Source organism: Barnesiella sp. WM24, assembly GCF_004570975.1.
Taxonomy (GTDB): domain Bacteria; phylum Bacteroidota; class Bacteroidia; order Bacteroidales; family Muribaculaceae; genus Muribaculum.
This window is the reverse complement of the sequence record NZ_SPPC01000012.1, coordinates 84,798-102,408: the sequence shown is the minus strand read 5'-3', so window position 1 is coordinate 102,408 and position 17,611 is coordinate 84,798. Positions and strand designations below refer to the sequence as shown.

Sequence of the window (17,611 nt, the reverse complement as noted above, 5' to 3'; positions counted from 1 at the left end):
TGTAGGGGCGACTGGAAGGTCGCCCGCACTACACGCAATGCTGAAACCAGAATGACCGCGGTCCTGCAAACATGCGGGCGAGCTTCCACTCGCCCCTACACTGCCTGTATAAACCTCATGCAACCCATTGCGTAGCCTCACCGCGCAGTGTATCGCGTAGCTGTAGGGGCGACTGGAAGGTCGCCCGCACTACACGCAATGCTGAAACCAGAATGACCGCGGTCCTGCAAACATGCGGGCGAGCTTCCACTCGCCCCTACACTGCCTGTATAAACCTCATGCAACCCATTGCGTAGCCTCACTGCGCAGTGTATCGCGTAGCTGTAGGGGCGACTGGAAGGTCGCCCGCACTACACGCAATGCTGAAACCAGAATGACCGCGCTCCTGTAAACATGCGGGCGAGCTTCCACTCGCCCCTACACTGCCTGTATAAACCTCATGCAACCCAATGGCATCACCGCAACCCACCGCGCAGTGTATCGCGTAGCTGTAGGGGCGACTGGAAGGTCGCCCGCCACCACACGCAATGCTGAAACCAGAATGACCGCGGTCCTGCAAACATGCGGGCGAGCTTCCACTCGCCCCTACACTGCCTGTACAAACCTCATGCAACCCATTGCGTAGCCTCACTGCGCAGTGTATCGCGTAGCTGTAGGGGCGACTGGAAGGTCGCCCGCCACCACACGCAATGCTGAAACCAAAATGACCGCGGTCCTGCAAACATGCGGGCGAGCTTCCACTCGCCCCTACACTGCCTGTATAAACCGCCATGGAACCCATTGGCATCACCGCGCAGCCCCTACACTGCCTGTACAAACCGCCATGGAACCCATCGCGCAGCCTCATCGGGTGGGGCGGCGTTTCGGCGCCGTGGCTTAATTGATTTTTTTGAGTACCTGGCAGGTGCGTGCCGGCAGATAGAGCTTGAGCCATCCTTTGCCGATCCGCATATACTCTCACCTCCGCGGATGTCCTGAGTGTGTTCAGTCGATGACTTTTGTTACTTTGCCGTCGGTGAAGATGATAATAAGGTCGTTGCTGTATATCCAGCGTGTGCGTTCACCGCTTTTCCGTTCAGCCGGCGGCATGCCGAGCAACACTTTTACTTCAAGTTCTGTCATCCCCTCTGTGACTTTGCCTTTGCTCATGGCTGCGGTGTTGTGAAACATCAGGTCGGGATGCTCTTTAATGAAATCAGCCATCGCTTTGACTTCCGATGCGTTAACGCAGGAAAACTCCTCAATCAGTTCGCGGTGTCGCGGATTATCGGCGGGATTCAGTTTTTCAAATGGAAGGGTGCGGGGGATTATGCCTTTTTCGCGATAGCGTGCATCAAGGTCATAGGATGTATAGCGCAACTCTCCGTCGCCACACTCGATAAGTGTGTGGCGGGAATATGCCGTTTCGGTGTTGTTGCTGCCCCGGGTGTCATGTTGAAAGAGCAGGAAGGAATTGCCGGAGTAGTCGGCTTGTTCGATTTTCTCCGTTTCGGGATTCATCGTTTCTACCGCATGACACATTGCGGCGGCGAAGATACACTCGCCTTTGATGCCGGGGAGCGCCACGCTTCCGGTGAATACGGCAGTGCCGTCAATGCTCTTGGGGTAGACTGCCGGCAGGTCGCCGCAACTGCTGTTCAGTCGGGCGGTGTCGGTCCATGCCGTGTAGTCAAACGGTACAAATTCCTTTTTCTTGAATAGGTCGATTGCTCCGGCGTCGACCGATAGTGAGGCTAAAAATATTGAGAATACTATTATACGTAACATTGCCTGTAGTTTTATGTAAGTGTGTCGCATGACTGCATTTTCCTGAAAAGCACAGCAGTCATGCGACACATTTTTTCAGAGATAATTAAAATGCGATGCCGAGGCGTAGCATAAGATTTGACGAGCATCCGGTTTTTGTGCTCTCTCCGTCAATTTCATTCACCATGGTTCCGAAGCCGCGTTGCCAGGTTACATCAATATTAAACCGGTCATACCACATACCGATGCCGAGCTGGATGCCACCGTCAAAGTCTTCGTAACCACTCTCGTCTTTGAACTCATCCCAGTCGATATCGTCAATCTTGTGACCATCTACCTTACCCGACAGGGAGTGGGCGAAATCATAGCTGAGATAGCCGCCGAAGTGAGCGTCGATTTTGATTTTGTCGGTCACTGAATATTTGTAGCCGATAGTGAAAGGAGAGTAGGTGAGATTCCATGCAAGAAGCGACGCCTTTATTTCGCTCTCGTCAATTTTTTCGGTAACTGCAAACCCCCGGTTGCCGAGTCCGAGCTCCATTCCCCAGTAAAGTCCCGATTTGCCGATTGCCTTTTGAAATCCGAAATCGACTACAAAGCCTGTCTTTGTGCCGAGTGAGACTTTTTCGCCGTCGGCATCAAATTCGATGCTGCTAAGTCCTGCGATGTTATTAAACGATGCGCCTGCGCGGGCATACCATAGTGTGGGATTTTTTGCCTTTGTGTAAGTGCGTGATGTAAGCATCTGGGCAGATGCGCCGAGAGCGAGTATGCCCATGAGCGCTGTTAGCATGATTTTTTTCATTGTTAAAAAATTAAGTGATAATGTTGGTTAATATAAGTAATGGATTTTGTGATGATTCATGTGATGCCGGCCGTTTATTTGCCTTTTTGATTGGGCTGATTGGGCGTGATAGATGGCGATATCATCACGCTGGAGTTGGCGACGGGGTATACTACTCCCATCATTTCAATTTCGGCTTTGGATGCGGGTCGGAAATTAGTGTATTTTACCGGATAGCCTGAAAGCTCTATATACATCTTCTTGGAATCTTTTTCACTGACATAGGAGTGATACACGACTTCAATCACGGCATCGGCGTCGGCCTCGCGGCAGGCAAGGAACAGGGCGTTGCTTTTAAGATTGTCGAGGTCGCCGTTGGTAGTGTCTTCAATTGATTTGATGTCGAAGATGTAGGGACCGTAGATTTCACGCTCATTGCTCAGCATTGTCATGTCACATATCTGTGGCGTGATTACCATTCTGATTTCCGGGTTGATACGTCGTGCTTGTGATTCTTCCCATGTGTTTTTAGCCTTGTTGGACTGGGCGGAGGCGGTGATGACGCTGCCTGCGAGAAGTGCCAACGCCATTGTAGCGCGTAAGGGATTCATAATGCGTTGCCCTGGGGTTTGTGTCGGGCGCAACTTCTAAGGTGCATGACCGTTCCCTTGTCGCTGCCGGATTAAACTAAAAAAAAGGTGTATAAATACACAAAAAGCGCGGGAACTGCATCAACTTTGCTTATCCCGCCCTTCAGGCTTCTCGCATTGCCATCGACAGAGGATAAGCAACGACGGTCAGCCCGCGCAGTATATGGACACGCACACGACAACCCGGTTGAGGAGCAAGCTCCTTTACCGGAATGGCGCGGGTAGGTTACGGTGTTAGCCGCACTAATCCATATTAGCGCAAACCGTTTCGTTGCTGTCTACTTCTCTGTCCTGGAAATTTTGCGAGAATTTGAAGGGTCAGAAATAAACGCGTTGAAACGCTTTTTTCAAATGTATACAGCCTGCTCCTCTGAGCTGACCGTTGCTGCAAAGTTACTTAAAAAAACTTATTTTCCAAATATGCCCTGTGATTTTGGATGTCGGGCAAAAAAAGATGGCGCAGCAAAATCATGATTTTGCTGCGCCATCTTGTGGGGGAACGGGGTCTTAATTGATTTTTTTGAGTACCTGGCAGGTGCGTGCCGGTAGATAGAGCTTGAGCCATCCTTTGCCGTCGGCGGCGTACAGCTCGTCGTGCTGGGTGAGATGATGTATGCCTTCGTCGATGTTGCCAAATCCGCCGTATTCGGGATTGTCGCTTGATAGCACTACCTCATATTCGCCTTCGGGGGCAAGGAAGCCGTAGCCGTTGTAGGACTTGAACGGCGCCCAGTTAAATACAAACACATAGTTGCCTCGCATGAACGCCAGGACCTGGTCGTCATCTTTTTCCCACAGCTTCACGACAGGCAGCGCCTGGAAGTCGTAGATGTCGTCGACAAGGCGTATCATCGCATTGTCGAAGGCGTTAAGCTCGCAGTAGCGGAGTTCCTGACGGTCTACGAGGTCCCACTGGCGGCGGGCATACTTGTAGCTCCAGCCGTTGCCTTCGCGCGGGAAGTCGATCCACTCGGGATGTCCGAACTCGTTGCCCATGAAGTTGAGATAGCCTCCGTTGATGGTGCCGATGGTGACAAGGCGTATCATCTTGTGCATCGCTATGCCTCGGTTGACAGTGGCGTTGTCGTCGCCCTTGGTCATGTGCCAGTACATCTGGTCGTCGATAAGACGGAATATGACGGTCTTGTCGCCCACGAGTGCCTGGTCGTGGCTCTCGACATAGCTGATGGTCTTTTCATCGGCGCGGCGGTTGGTCAGTTCCCAGAATATTGATGTCGGGTGCCAGTCCTCGTCTTTCTTCTCTTTGAGCATCTTTATCCAGTAGTCGGGCACACCCATCGCCATGCGGTAGTCAAATCCTATGCCGCCCGCCTTGAAGGGGGTTGCGAGTCCTGGCATGCCGCTCATCTCTTCAGCGATGGTGATGGCCTTGCGGTTGACTTCGTGGATAAGCTTGTTGGCGAGGGTGAGATAGGTGATGGCGTTTGTGTCCTGTCCGCCGTTGTAGTAGTCGCCGTAAGAGCCGAATGCCTGACCGAGCCCGTGGTTGTAATAGAGCATCGAGGTCACGCCGTCAAAGCGGAAGCCGTCAAAGCGGAACTCTTCAAGCCAGTATTTGCAGTTGGAGAGCAGGAAGTGGATCACCTGGTTTTTGCCGTAATCGAAGCAGAGCGAGTCCCATGCCGGATGCTCGCGGCGGCTGTCGCCGTAGAAGTATTGGTCATAGCTACCGTCAAGTCTGCCGAGTCCTTCCACTTCATTTTTCACGGCGTGGGAGTGTACGATGTCCATTATCACCGCTATGCCTCTTTCATGGGCGGCGTCGATGAGCGCCTTCAGCTCCTCCGGGGTGCCGAAGCGGCTCGACGGAGCAAAGAAACTTGACACATGGTAACCGAACGACCCGTAGTAGGGGTGTTCCTGTATCGCCATTATCTGGATGGCATTGTAGCCGTCGGCGGCGATACGTGGCAATACATTGTCCTTGAACTCGGTGTAGGAGCCTACGCCTTCGCGCTCCTGCGCCATGCCTATGTGACATTCATAGATGAGGAGCGGACGGATGTCGGGGGAGAAGCGTTTCACCTTCCATTTGTAGGGCTTTTCGGGAGCCCATACCTGGGCTGAGAATATCTTGCTCTGTTCATCCTGGACCACTCGGTTGGCATAGGCGGGTATGCGCTCTCCGGCGCCTCCTTCCCAGCTTACAATCATTTTATATAGGTCGCCGTGATGCAGGGCGTCTTTTTTGAGCTTTATTTCCCATACGCCGTTGCCTATGGGCTTCAGTGCATATTTTCTGTATTCTTTCCATCCGGAAAAATCGCCTATAAGGGTTATTCCGGTGGCGTTGGGAGCCCATTCGCGAAATACCCACCCGGTCTCTGTGCGGTGCAGACCGAAGTAGTTGTGGGCATTGGCAAATGCTTTCAATGACCCGTCGGCGGCGATAAGTTCTTTCTCCTTTTTCAAGGCATCTTCGTGCCGGCCTGTGATGGCTTCGGCATATGGCTCAAGCCACGGGTCATTTTTAATGATTGATAATGTTCCCATAAGTTAATGAGGTTTTTATATATACTTAGTGATAATCTGCGTTTACAAATCTAACAAATTAAATCCGACATTGCACCATGGCGGCGGAGTTTTTTTGTTATTTTCTTCTACAGTTATCTTGCCGGGCGTCAAAGGGAGTTGAGGCTGATGACTTCCTGCAGGAGCGCGACGCCCTCCTCTACCGTCGGGACATCGCTGATTACGATGCTCCTTCTGCCGTTTTTTTCGCGTATGCGGCAGCGGCGCGGATGAGCCTGCATGTAGTTGAGGATTTTGCCAAACATCGGCGACCTGTAGTAAGCCTGGTTGCTGTCATCGACAAAATACATGTACATCTGTCCCATCTTGAGCATGATTTTCTCAATTCCGAGGCGACGCGCGAGATAGCGCAGGCGCGGTATGCGGAGCAGTTCGGCTGTCTCTTTGGGTATTTTGCCGAAGCGGTCCTCAAGGTTGAGCTTGAAGCGTTGCAGGTCAAGCTCCCGCTCGATGCCGTCAAGCTCTTTGTAGAGGCTTATGCGCTCACTCTCCTGGGGCACATAGTCGGGCGGCAGCAGCAACTCCATGTCGCTCTCTACCGTGCAGTCGGCTACATACTCTTCCTCGCCGCTGCCGTCGTCGGCTGTGAGTGTGTCGGCAAACTCTTCGTTTTTGAGTTCGGTCACTGCCTCTTTGAGTATGCGTTGGTAGGTCTCATATCCGAGGTCGGCGATGAAGCCCGACTGTTCGGCACCGAGCAGGTTGCCCGCGCCGCGTATGTCGAGGTCCTGCATGGCTATATGTATGCCCGACCCGAGTTCGCTGAAGCTCTCGATTGCCTGAAGGCGGCGGCGCGCCACGGGAGTGAGCGGCAGATGGGGAGGCACGAGCAGGTAGCAGAATGCCTTGCGGGAGCTTCGCCCTACGCGTCCGCGGAGCTGGTGCAGCTCGCTGAGTCCGAAGTTTTGGGCGTTGTTTATCACGATGGTGTTGACATTTGGCATGTCTATGCCCGACTCGATAATCGTAGTGGCGAGCAACACGTCATAGTCATGGTTGGCGAAGTCGATTATCGCTTTTTCAAGCTTGTCGGGGGGCATCTGCCCGTGAGCCACGATAGTGCGGGCGTCGGGCACGAGACGCTTTATCATGTTTTCGAGCTCGTAAAGACCCTCGATGCGCGGATTGATGAAAAACACCTGACCGTTGCGCGACATCTCGAAGTTGACCGCCTCGGTGATTATGTCGTCGTTGAGGGCGTTGATGGAGGTGAGGATGGGGTAGCGGTTGGCGGGGGGAGTGGTGATTGCAGAGAGGTCGCGCGCTCCCATGAGCGAGAACTGGAGGGTGCGCGGTATAGGCGTGGCTGACATGGTGAGGGTGTCGACGTTGACCTTCATCTGCTTTAGCTTTTCTTTGACCGCGACTCCGAATTTCTGCTCTTCGTCGACGATAAGCAGTCCCAGGTCCTTGAATTTCACATCCTTGCCTATGAGTTTGTGGGTGCCGATGAGGATGTCGATTTTCCCTTCGGCGAGGTCGGCGATGATTTTTTTGACATCTTTTGCGGAACGGGCGCGGGAAATGTAGTCGACACGCACGGGAAATTCCTTCAGGCGCTCGCGGAAGGTGTTGAAATGCTGGTAGGCGAGCACTGTAGTGGGCACGAGCACGGCTGTCTGCTTGTTGTCGGTCGCTGCCTTGAAGGCGGCGCGGATAGCCACTTCAGTCTTGCCGAAGCCTACATCGCCGCAGATGAGGCGGTCCATAGGCCGGGGCGACTCCATGTCGCTTTTTACCGCCTGAGTCGCCGTGAGCTGGTCGGGGGTGTCCTCATATATGAACGAAGCCTCCAGCTCCTGCTGCAGGTAGCTGTCGGGGGAGTAGGCAAATCCCTGCTCGTCCTTTCGGGCGGCATACAGCTTTATAAGGTCGCGGGCTATGTCTTTCAGCTTGGACTTGGTGCGGTCTTTCATCTTGCCCCAGGCGCCGGAGCCGAGACGGTTGATGCGCGGCTCTACACCTTCCTTGCCGCGATACTTTGACAGCTTGTGAAGCGAGTGGATGCTCACGAGCAGGATGTCGTTGTTAAGGTAGATAAGCTTTATCATCTCCTGCATGCGTCCGTTGACCTCGGTGCGTATGAGACCGCCGAATTTCCCTACTCCGTGGTCGATATGGACTATGTAGTCGCCGGTCTCAATCTGTCCGAGCTCTTTTAGCGACAGGGCGAGCTTGCCCGAGCGGGCGCGGTCGCTCTTGAGGTTGTATTTGTGGAAGCGGTCAAATATCTGGTGGTCGGTGAACACACACGTTTTCGTGGCGTGGTCGACAAATCCTTCATGAAGCGTGGAGATGACCGGGGTGAAGCGTATGTCGTCGCCGCGGTCGTTGAAGATGGCGCGGAGGCGTTCGATCTGTTTCTCCGAGTCGCTGAGTATGTAGATGGTGTACTTGTCGGCGAGCAGCCTGGTGAAGGAGTCGCTGATAAGGTCGAAGTTTTTGTGATAGATGCCTTGAGGCGTGCATCCGAAGCCTATTGCCGCTTTCGTGTCGCCGTCGGGGTTGTCGGCTGCCGCCGTGAAGTGGACGAGGCGGTGACGCCTGAGGGCAACGGCAAATTCTTTCGGGTCGATGACCTGCTGCATCGCCTGCGAGTCGCCTTCATCGGCTATCAGGGCGCTGTCGCTGAATGACTCGGCTGCGATTGCCTTGACGCGCTCTACGGTGTAGTCGGCGTCGCGCACCCATATGGTGGCGCCGTCGTCAAGATAGGTGAGCAGCGAGCCGCTTGACCGGCGCGCTACATTTGACGTGACGGCGATGCTGTCGAGCTTACGCTCCGAAAGCTGGGTCTCGATGTTGAAGGCGCGTATCGACTCTATCTCGTCGCCGAAGAAGTCGATGCGAAACGGCTCTTCGGAGCTGTAGCCGTAGATGTCGAGGATGGAGCCGCGTATGGCGAAGTGTCCCGGGTCATATACATAGTCAACTTCCGTGAATCCGTTGGTGCGCAGCCACTTTGCCGTCTCCGAGAGGTCGGCGGTGCCGCCTGTGGCGAGATGCAGGGTGTGTTCGGCGATGGTGTCGCGTGAAGCCACTTTCTCGGCAAGCGCCTCGGGATAGGTGACCACGTAGCGCAGCCCGCGGTCGGAGTTCCAGCGGTTAAGCACCTCTGTGCGCATGATTTGTGAAGGCGGGTCGGGCTGCCCGTATTTTATCGCCCGCTTGTAGCCGGAAGGAAACATCAGCACCGCGCCCTCGCCGAGCAGCCTCGACAGGTCGTGGTAGAGATAGCCGGCGTCGTCGAGGGTGTCGCCTACGACCAGCACCGGTGTGTCGCCCGGCTTTTGGGCGAGCGCACCCATCAGCATCGGCGCCGACGAGCCGGCGAGCCCGTAGAGGGTGATGGCGTGTGAGTCACGGCTGCCAAACGCCGCGTCAATAGCCTCGCGCCGCGACGGCGTGAGAATCATTTTGCACAGTTGTTCCAGCTCCATCGCGTAAGGATTATTTCTTCACGGGCGAGAGTATCGCCTTGTAACGGGTCTTGTCGTTGAGCACTACCGCCGCCGAGTCAAGGGCGTTGTCGCGCTTCAGCGTCTCGATCACCTGTCCCTTCTGGTAGTAATAGCGGCGTATGATCTCGGAGGCGAGTATCTCCTCGATGTCCTTGCGGTTGTTGTCAAGGTCATGGTCGAGGTTGTGTTTCAGCAATCCTTCAAGCACAGTAAACTCCTTGCGGGTGGAGTCGTTCATGTAGCCCTCGACCTCAGCCGCTTTCTTGAGCGACTCGAGCATCTGTTCACATACTTTGTCGTAGTTAAACTTTTCCGGGTCGATGCTCTTCTTGAAGTCCTCAAAGATAGAGTCGGTCATCTGCCACTCTTCGGCAGGGGCTATCTCGGGATGTTCGGCTGCATAGCGTGTGGCGTAGTCAAATGCCCAGTTGTCGCTCACGATGTTGTAGGTAAGGCGGTTTACTTCCCCGTAGTCGATGTCGATGTCGGGAGTGATGCCGCCACCGTCGCGCACCTCCCTGCCGTGGACAGTCTTGAACACATTGGTCAGCGAGTCGGGGATGCGTGCCACGGAGCCGTCGGGGTTGCGGTGGCTGTAGTCGATTGCCTGGATGAGGCGCCCGGAGGGTATGTAGTATTTGGCGATAGTCACTTTCAGCACCCCGTCGTAGGGGAGGGGACGTGTCGACTGCACGAGCCCTTTGCCGAAGGAGCGGTTGCCGATGATGACGGCGCGGTCAAGGTCCTGCAGCGCGCCGGCTGTGATCTCGGAGCTTGACGCCGACCCGCCGTCGATAAACACGGCGAGAGGTATCTCGGTGTCGATAGGCGCAGAGGTGGTCTTGTAGACTTTCTCGTTGAGCAGCCCCTTGCCACGGGTGCGTAGCACCTCGGTGTTTTTGGGCACGAAGAGCCCCACGATTTTCACCGCAGCCTCAAGGAGTCCGCCGCGGTTGCCGCGAAGGTCGAGCACGATTGACTTCACGCGCGGGTCCTTCTTGAGCTCGATAAGGGCGTTGCGCACATCGGTAGCCGCCTTGTCGGTAAATGACGTGAGGTTGATGTAGCCGATGTTGTCCCTCACCACTCCATAGTAAGGCACGGCGGGAAGCTGTATCTTCTGTCGCATGATGTCAAAGGTGAGTATCGAATCGGCTACATAGGGGCGACACACCACTACCTTGACCGGTGTGCCAGCCTGTCCCTTGAGCTTCGCGCTCACCTGTGCGCTGTGCCATGTGGTCACCGAGTCGCTGTCCACCATCAGTATGTGGTCGCCGGGGCGGAGTCCCGCCACCTGTGAGGGACTTCCCTCGTAAGGCTCGGAGATAAACACCCCTTTGCCGGGCTTCTCGAGAATGACGGCGCCGATGCCGGCATATTCGCCCGAAGTCATCATGGTGATGTCCTCCTGCTGTGAGGCGGGAAAATATTCAGTGTACGGGTCGATGTCGTTGAGCATCGCCGCGATTGCCGTGTTGATTGACTTCTCCGCGTCAATGGTGTCGACATAATTGGTCTGCAGCTCCTTGTAGAGCGAATTGAAAATGTCGAGATTGCGGGTGATTTCCGCCTTATTGCTACGGGTGGCGGCAATAGCCGACAGCGCGAGTGCGGCGACAAATGCCACAGCCCCGACGCGTCCCGGAAGTGAATTACGATACTTCTTCATCCTTATAAATAATTGAGGTGCTAAGTTACTTAATATTTATAACAACCAATTATTAATTTTGTCAAAATCGGTTAATAAATAGTTTTTCACGCGCTGCACACATAGCAGTGCAGCGCGTGATGTCATTGTGTTGCATGGCGGTTCGTGCAGGCAGTGTAGGGGCGGTGATGTCATTGTGTTGCATGGCGGTTCGTGCGGCAGTGTAGGGGCGAGTGGAAGCTCGCCCGCGTGTCTGCAGTGCCGGGGGGCATTCGCGTTTCCGCAGCGCATGTGGTGGCGGGCGACCTTCCAGTCGCCCCTACAGCTACGCGGTGGAGCGTTGATGTGATTTACAGGACATTATTAATGATTGTCCATGCAGATACACGGTGGGTATTGATGTGATTTGTAATGCATCATAATGGATTGTCCATGCAGGCAGTGTAGGGGCGAGTGGAAGCTCGCCCGCGTTGCGTCTGCGTTGGTGACGTATATGTGGTTGGCATCCCCGGAGGGGATGATCTGACTTGTAGCCGTGGGTTGAGCGTAGCAATACCCACGGACAGGTGTCGCCGGGCATGATGTTTCCGACAGGAATCATCAAAATACGGCATGGAAATGATGAATATATGCGATGATGATTCCTGCGGAAACGATATTTTGGGGGTTGCGGTTACCGTGGGTATCGCTGCGCTCAACCCACGGCTAAACATGGATTATCCCCTCCGGGGATAGACCGCGTTTCCGCAGTGCATGTGTTGCGGGCGACCTTCCAGTCGCCCCTACAGCTACGCGGTGGAGCGTTGGTGTGATTTGCAATGCACCATCATGGATTGTCCATACAGCTACGCGGTGATGTCATTGTGTTGCATGGAGGTTTGTGCAGGCAGTGTAGGGGCGAGTGGAAGCTCGCCCGCGTTGCACCCGCGGGGTCATATATGGGCGGCATCCCCGGAGGGGATGATCTGACTTGTAGCCGTGGGTTGAGCGTAGCGATACCCACGGACAGGTGTCGCCGGGCATAATGTTTCCGACAGGAATCATCAAAATACGGCATGGAAATGATGAATATATGCGATGATGATTCCTGCGGAAACGATATTTTGGGGGTTGCGGTTACCGTGGGTATCGCTGCGCTCAACCCACGGCTAAACATGGATTATCCCCTCTGGGGATAGAGCGCGTTTCCGCGTTGCATGTGTTGCGGGCGACCTTCCAGTCGCCCCTACAGCTAAGCGGTGGAACGTTGCGGTGATTTACAGGGTATTATTAATGATTGTCCATACAGCTACGCGGTGGAGCGTTGGGGTGATATGCAATGCATCATCATGGATTGTCCATGCAGATGCGCGGTGGGTATTGATGTGACTTGCAAGCATCATCAATGATTGTCCATGCAGGCAGTGTAGGGGCGAGTGGAAGCTCGCCCGCGTTGCGCACGCTGTGGTAGCAGTGCATGTTGGGTGGCATCGCTAAAGGGGATAGACCGTGTTTCCGCATGGTTTGTGTTGCGGGCGACCTTCCAGTCGCCCCTACAGCTACGCGGTGGAGCGTTGGGGTGATTTGCAATGCATTATCATGGATTGTCCATGCAGATACACGGTGGGTATTGACGTGATTTGCAATGCCCCATCATGGATTGTTTATACAGGCAGTGTAGGGGCGAGTGGAAGCTCGCCCGCGTTGCGGTCGCTGTTGCGGATACATGTTGGGCGGCATCCCCTAAAGGGGATAGACCGTGTTTCCGCATGGTTTGTGTTGCGGGCGACCTTCCAGTCGCCCCTACAGCTACGCGGTGGGCGTTTGGGTGATTTACAGGACATTATTAATGATTGTCCATGCAGATACACGGTGGGTATTGATGTGATTTGCATTGCACCATCGTGGATTGTCCATACAGGCAGTGTAGGGGCGAGTGGAAGCTCGCCCGCGTTGTTCACGCCGGTGCGGGTGCATGTTGGGTGGCATCCCTACAGGGGATAGATTGCGTTTCCGCAGCGCATGTGTTGCGGGCGACCTTCCAGTCGCCCCTACAGCTACGCGGTGGAGCGTTGGGGTGATTTGCAATGCATCATCATGGATTGTCCATGCAGTCGCCCCTACAGCTACGCGGTGATGTCATTGTGTTGCATGGGGATTGTGTAGGCAGTGTAGGGGCGAGTGGAAGCTCGCCCGCGTTGCGGAGGGGGTATAAAAGTGAAGCGAGGGTTGCCTCACGGCAATCCTCGCTTCGGGGGGAATTCAAAATTAATTAAGCTGTTATTGAATCCTGTATAAATCTTTATTTTACGATAAATTTCTTACCGTTCTGGATAGCGATACCGGTGTAGCCCTGGCTAACCTTCTGACCCATTACATTGTAAACAGGTGCGTTCCAGTCAAGCTCTGCAGCCTCAGCAGCAGTCACGTTGTCGATACCTGCAGGGTCGCCTGTGGTTACAAACATAACTGTTGATTGTCCCTTATACTCAAGCTTAACGTAGCAGTTAACAGGAGTAGCAGGAGCATTGTCGGCAAGTCCAAGATATACATAGAAGTATTTTTGACCTGCGTCGTTGGGACCGTTGTCGTCTGCTTCAAACTCGGCTGCGGATACAACTTCACATACAAGCCATGAAGGTATATCATCACCTGTGATTGTAGAGCAGGTAACATTTTCAACATCACCCGGGCAAAGTACAGTTACGGCAGTTTCAGGCTCATCATTAGAAAGACCTACAGATATAATTTCTGTGCTGGGGTCATCCTCTTCTCCAGTTACGATGTTCATCAGCGGCTTAATATAGGGATACTCAGCTTCAACAGTAATAGCCATTGAACTGTAAGTTGTCCATATTGTTTCGCCGGTTGTTTGGTATGTCCAGCCTGCTATATAGCCTGTATCTCTAAATGATGCTCCTTCTTTGTCAGCTACAAATGCATAGAAGTTGCGGGGCTCCGGGCAATAAGTGCTAAGAGTCCTATCGTAATTGAAGAATGCTATATAGGGAGCAAATGTTTTGAATGATGGGTCGGTGAATCCGGTAACCACCATCATAACTTCAGAGTCGATAAGGACATAGTTGATTTCGTCACCAATTTCGTCTTCAGTAGTGAAGGGTACGGTAATTGTCAAGTCTGCATTGTTCTTTGCTTCCGCAATAGTATATGTATAAGAATAAAGCGGTGTATCATCTACTACATTTTTGTCTACTTTGAAAAAGTCAAACTGTAGTTTTGCATTAGCACTGCAAGTTGTATTTACGTCAAGGCTAAGTGATGATAATGCATATGGAGCAGCTGGTGCAGGGAAATCTTGACAGAAACCGACTACCTTTATATCATTTACAGTTTCGCCAGTTTCAAGATAGAATGTTTCTATAGGTTCTTCTTCTGTGCCGGGATAATCACATGCAAAAGATATATTATCCATCAAATAATCGTCAGAATAACGATTATAGATGAAAGATGAGCCGGAGGTAAATTCGTTAATCTGACCGGTCTGACCTGTTAAAACCTTGGAAAGCTCACTTAACAATTCCGGGTTGGGTTGTCCATAGCCACCATATTCAACGAAAGATGGGATGAAACCGTTGTTCCCTTGTGTGCCGGCTTGATATGTTTTGTCTCCACATGTCAGCACAGGAGTGTTTTGTCCGTATCCGGCACTCAATGACGGATCTGATAGGACAGAATAGTCGAATGTCGTAGCAGAATTGACTACTTGTTCACCTACAATTGTTTCCCATTTATATGATTCATCTTTAGCAAGTGTCAGTCTATTATCTTTAATATACCATGACATGTTAAGCCATTCGTTATTTACATAAGCCGGAAGAATTACAGATCCGGGATAAGTATACAAGCCATTGGCAGCATCTATTCCTATAAAAGAGTAAAATGTGCCGTCAGGGTAGGCGTAGAGTGGATTTACGTCAGCGTTTGCACGTGATGTTTCAGCTGCAGCTTTAAGATCAGTTTTTTCTGATACTGCAGTCATTGATTTTGCACGCTCTACTTTTTGTGCGTTCTTAACTACAAATTCCATCTTTTCTCCTGCCTGATCGTAGGATACGACGCTGTTCACTTTTTGAATTGCATTAGCTGCAGCCACTGTTGCCAATGCGGTCGTTAAGGTAAAAATTTTTTTCATACTGTTTAGTATAATTGGTTATATGGGGATTAAGCTTTGTGATAATGATAGTGTCGCTTAAACAAGCGGCACTATCATGTAGTCATTTTCGTTGTCTTTGCTCTTCAAAATAACTGTTGTCGGAGCAAGAGGATTATCTGTCGACAAAGTAAATTGAGTTGAGTTGAGCAAATTAATAAACGTAGTTAGCGAGGGAATATCGCGGAGTCGGTTTTTCCCGTTGTTATTGCCTTCGGTTGTAGAGAAGTCAAATTTGACCGATACGCCGTCGGCATCAACGGTTTCATCACCATAAATATATGCTGCTGCCGATGTTCCGCTGTTGCGGAATGACAGTGCATATGTACCTTGATTTGAGTAATATGTCAAATCGATGCTGTTGAAGTTGCGTTTAAGCTTGTCTTTAGTCTCAGTCTCTATTACAGCAAGAACTGTTGCAAATGAGCCATAACAGTTGGCGGTAGTTATACGCCATGAGAATGATTTGCGAGCAAATATCTCATTTAATGCAAGAGACTGACGCAAGCCGGCTCCTTCGATGCCTTCTACGTGGAGGGTTCCGTCTTCGCTAAATAGTAGTTCTTGGATTTCAGTATCTTCAAATTTTTCTTTGAATCTGATTCCATTGTTGTTTATGATGTAGGGATGCTTTGTTGTCTGAGAGATTGCATCTCCGCCCTCCGGATATATGTTGAATACACCGGTAGACGCTTTTGATACAATAAATCTGTTATCGTCGCCTAAATCAAGAAGCAGAGGGTCAAATTTATCATTGAAGAGAGAGCGTGACTTTGCTTTTAAATCATCAAAATAAGTTGCCCAGTCTGCGTCTTCAGGAAGAGCGGTCATAATAATGTCAACACCATGTTTTTTTCCGCGGAGTTCGATGCGGTCGGCTGTGGCGTCCATGATTATAAACTCATAGTCGCCACGGTGTCCATAGCCCGATTCGTCACCGGGAAGCGAGGGCACGTCGTAGGGGTCGGCAAGCTGATGGAAAATAGAGTTGTAGCTGTTGAATGTCAACACGGGACCGTAGTCGGCGATGACATCAAACATTGAGGTCTCTTCTTCATAGACGTTTCCGGTAAGGGAGCTGTTGGCTGCGATCTTGACTGAAGTGTTTTTGTCAAACTTCATCAGGAACGTGTAGCCTCCTTCGTCGGTATTGTCGGCAAAGTATTGCATTGCCCAGCCATTAGGAGCAGCACAGAGAAGGTTGTGGTTCTCGGTCTTGGCTTGTTCAAGTCGCTCGGCTGCCGATGCGTCAAAGATGTCATCCTCCTCGTTTTTGCAGGAAGAGAAGGCTGAGGCAAATGCAATCAGGGTTGCCGAAGCGAATATGTATTTATTAATATGTTTCATAATCATAAATGTAATCGTGGGGGTGGTTACTGTACATTTTCGATTTCTGACAGAAGCGCGTCAAGGTCAAAGTTGCGCTGGCGGAACTGCACCTCGTCGCGAAGCTTGTCGAGGTCAAGATTCCAGGCGCTTTCAAGCCAGTTGCGTGCAATCGATGTCTTTTGCAGGATTACAGCCTTTCCGTCGACATTGTCAGTGTCGACAACATCGTAGAGGTCATACTGCTGTGCAAGCTGAGCGAAATATGCCTCGATGTCTGGTACAGTCTTGAATGCCATATTTCCGCCTGAAACTCCGTAGTTGCCTGAGTCATCGGATGCCGAGCCTGTGGCATCGACTTTTACGCAGATGTCTGTTACGGTATATATACCGTCGGCTTCAACAAAGCATCCGGTCAGAGTCTTCATGTCGTTGGCACGGTCGGTGGCGTTGGCGTAGTAATATTTTGTACATGCAAGCTCGATGCCATTGGCGAGTTGTGCTACCTGCCATCCTCTGTTAGCAAGCCATAGGGTGAGATCCCACTGCTCGTCGGTTCTTGTGATGTAGTTGGCGATGGTTTCAGCGAAGTCCTCGCGAGCCTGTCCCGAAGCATATGCCGATGTACATCCATAGGAAGCTACTACCGCACCGCTTCTGTCCTGCCATCCCATCGGCTCATAGCGGTCGGCGGTAATCAGGTCAAATTCCTTGGGGTAGGTCTTTGTCTGGTGAAGGATGTGGGCAAACTCGTGGTGCATAGTCTTGAAATACTTCTCGTTGAGCTGCTCGAAGTCGTTGGGGTCAAACTGGTTCACGCGGAACAATGACACCTTCAATCCTCCCTCGGCAAGACCGAGAATCTCGGTTCCGTTGGCGGGGTTGATTGCGGTAGAGCCGATCAGGTGGAGTATCTTGGGACCATACTGCTTGAGGAAGTCGATGCCGACAAGGTCGGTGTAGACGTCAAACCACAGATACTTGGTGAGCACCGCAAGTTCCTGTGCCTTGTTATATTCGGCAGGCACAAGGTTGTAGTCCATGTCGGTGGCAAGGTCTTCCATCTTGTAGATGAAAGTGAGGTTGTAAGGTTCGGTGTATTCTTTCTGAATCCACCTGTCAAACTTATAGGTATAGCTGTTCGGGTCAAGGGTGACATCTGTTGTGTCGAAGATGCTCTGGTCGTCGAGCTTTTCTTCAGAGCATGATGCAAGCGCGCCTGCAATCATGACCCCTGTCGCGAGACAAGATATGTATTTATTTGTTAGCTTCATAATCTTATAGTTGTTT

General features: G+C 52.1%; 9 protein-coding genes. All 9 read right to left on the bottom strand.

Annotated features, from left to right (window positions below):
* Positions 1-984: 984 nt before the first annotated feature.
* Positions 985-1,767, bottom strand: coding sequence for a hypothetical protein (locus E4T81_RS13070; protein ID WP_135045291.1), 783 nt, complete (start codon positions 1,765-1,767; stop codon positions 985-987).
* An 85-nt stretch (positions 1,768-1,852) separates the two neighbouring features.
* Positions 1,853-2,551 (bottom strand): outer membrane beta-barrel protein, encoded by a 699-nt coding sequence (locus tag E4T81_RS13065; RefSeq protein ID WP_135045289.1) that lies wholly within the window; start codon positions 2,549-2,551, stop codon positions 1,853-1,855.
* A gap of 74 nt (positions 2,552-2,625) precedes the next feature.
* A complete protein-coding gene (locus tag E4T81_RS13060) occupies positions 2,626-3,141 on the bottom strand; it encodes a hypothetical protein (protein WP_135045287.1) in 516 nt (171 codons plus the stop codon).
* Between the two features lie 546 nt (positions 3,142-3,687).
* Entirely contained in the window at positions 3,688-5,694 is a 2,007-nt protein-coding gene (locus E4T81_RS13055) for an alpha amylase C-terminal domain-containing protein (RefSeq protein ID WP_135045285.1), read from the bottom strand.
* A gap of 128 nt (positions 5,695-5,822) precedes the next feature.
* Positions 5,823-9,173 (bottom strand): transcription-repair coupling factor, encoded by a 3,351-nt coding sequence (gene mfd / locus E4T81_RS13050; protein WP_135045283.1) that lies wholly within the window; start codon positions 9,171-9,173, stop codon positions 5,823-5,825.
* Between the two features lie 10 nt (positions 9,174-9,183).
* On the bottom strand, positions 9,184-10,866 hold the full coding sequence (locus E4T81_RS13045; protein WP_135045281.1) for a S41 family peptidase: 1,683 nt from the start codon (positions 10,864-10,866) through the stop codon (positions 9,184-9,186).
* Between the two features lie 2,260 nt (positions 10,867-13,126).
* On the bottom strand, positions 13,127-14,977 hold the full coding sequence (locus E4T81_RS13040) for a hypothetical protein (protein ID WP_135045279.1): 1,851 nt from the start codon (positions 14,975-14,977) through the stop codon (positions 13,127-13,129).
* Between the two features lie 57 nt (positions 14,978-15,034).
* A complete protein-coding gene (locus tag E4T81_RS13035; RefSeq protein ID WP_167761911.1) occupies positions 15,035-16,342 on the bottom strand; it encodes a DUF4302 domain-containing protein in 1,308 nt (435 codons plus the stop codon).
* 26 nt (positions 16,343-16,368) lie between these two features.
* The gene (locus E4T81_RS13030; protein ID WP_135045275.1) at positions 16,369-17,595 is read right to left on the bottom strand and encodes a substrate import-associated zinc metallohydrolase lipoprotein; all 1,227 of its coding nucleotides are present in this window, start codon (positions 17,593-17,595) and stop codon (positions 16,369-16,371) included.
* Positions 17,596-17,611 lie beyond the last annotated feature (16 nt).

Bases quoted from the DNA above. Each gene is read 5' to 3' on its own strand.
- E4T81_RS13055 (WP_135045285.1), bottom strand. From the start codon at position 5,694: ATGGGAACATTATCAATCATTAAAAATGACCCGTGGCTTGAGCCATAT.
- E4T81_RS13045 (WP_135045281.1), bottom strand. From the start codon at position 10,866: ATGAAGAAGTATCGTAATTCACTTCCGGGACGCGTCGGGGCTGTGGCA.
- E4T81_RS13040 (WP_135045279.1), bottom strand. From the start codon at position 14,977: ATGAAAAAAATTTTTACCTTAACGACCGCATTGGCAACAGTGGCTGCA.
- E4T81_RS13030 (WP_135045275.1), bottom strand. From the start codon at position 17,595: ATGAAGCTAACAAATAAATACATATCTTGTCTCGCGACAGGGGTCATG.
- E4T81_RS13065 (WP_135045289.1), bottom strand. From the start codon at position 2,551: ATGAAAAAAATCATGCTAACAGCGCTCATGGGCATACTCGCTCTCGGC.
- mfd (WP_135045283.1), bottom strand. From the start codon at position 9,173: ATGGAGCTGGAACAACTGTGCAAAATGATTCTCACGCCGTCGCGGCGC.
- E4T81_RS13070 (WP_135045291.1), bottom strand. From the start codon at position 1,767: ATGTTACGTATAATAGTATTCTCAATATTTTTAGCCTCACTATCGGTC.
- E4T81_RS13035 (WP_167761911.1), bottom strand. From the start codon at position 16,342: ATGAAACATATTAATAAATACATATTCGCTTCGGCAACCCTGATTGCA.
- E4T81_RS13060 (WP_135045287.1), bottom strand. From the start codon at position 3,141: ATGAATCCCTTACGCGCTACAATGGCGTTGGCACTTCTCGCAGGCAGC.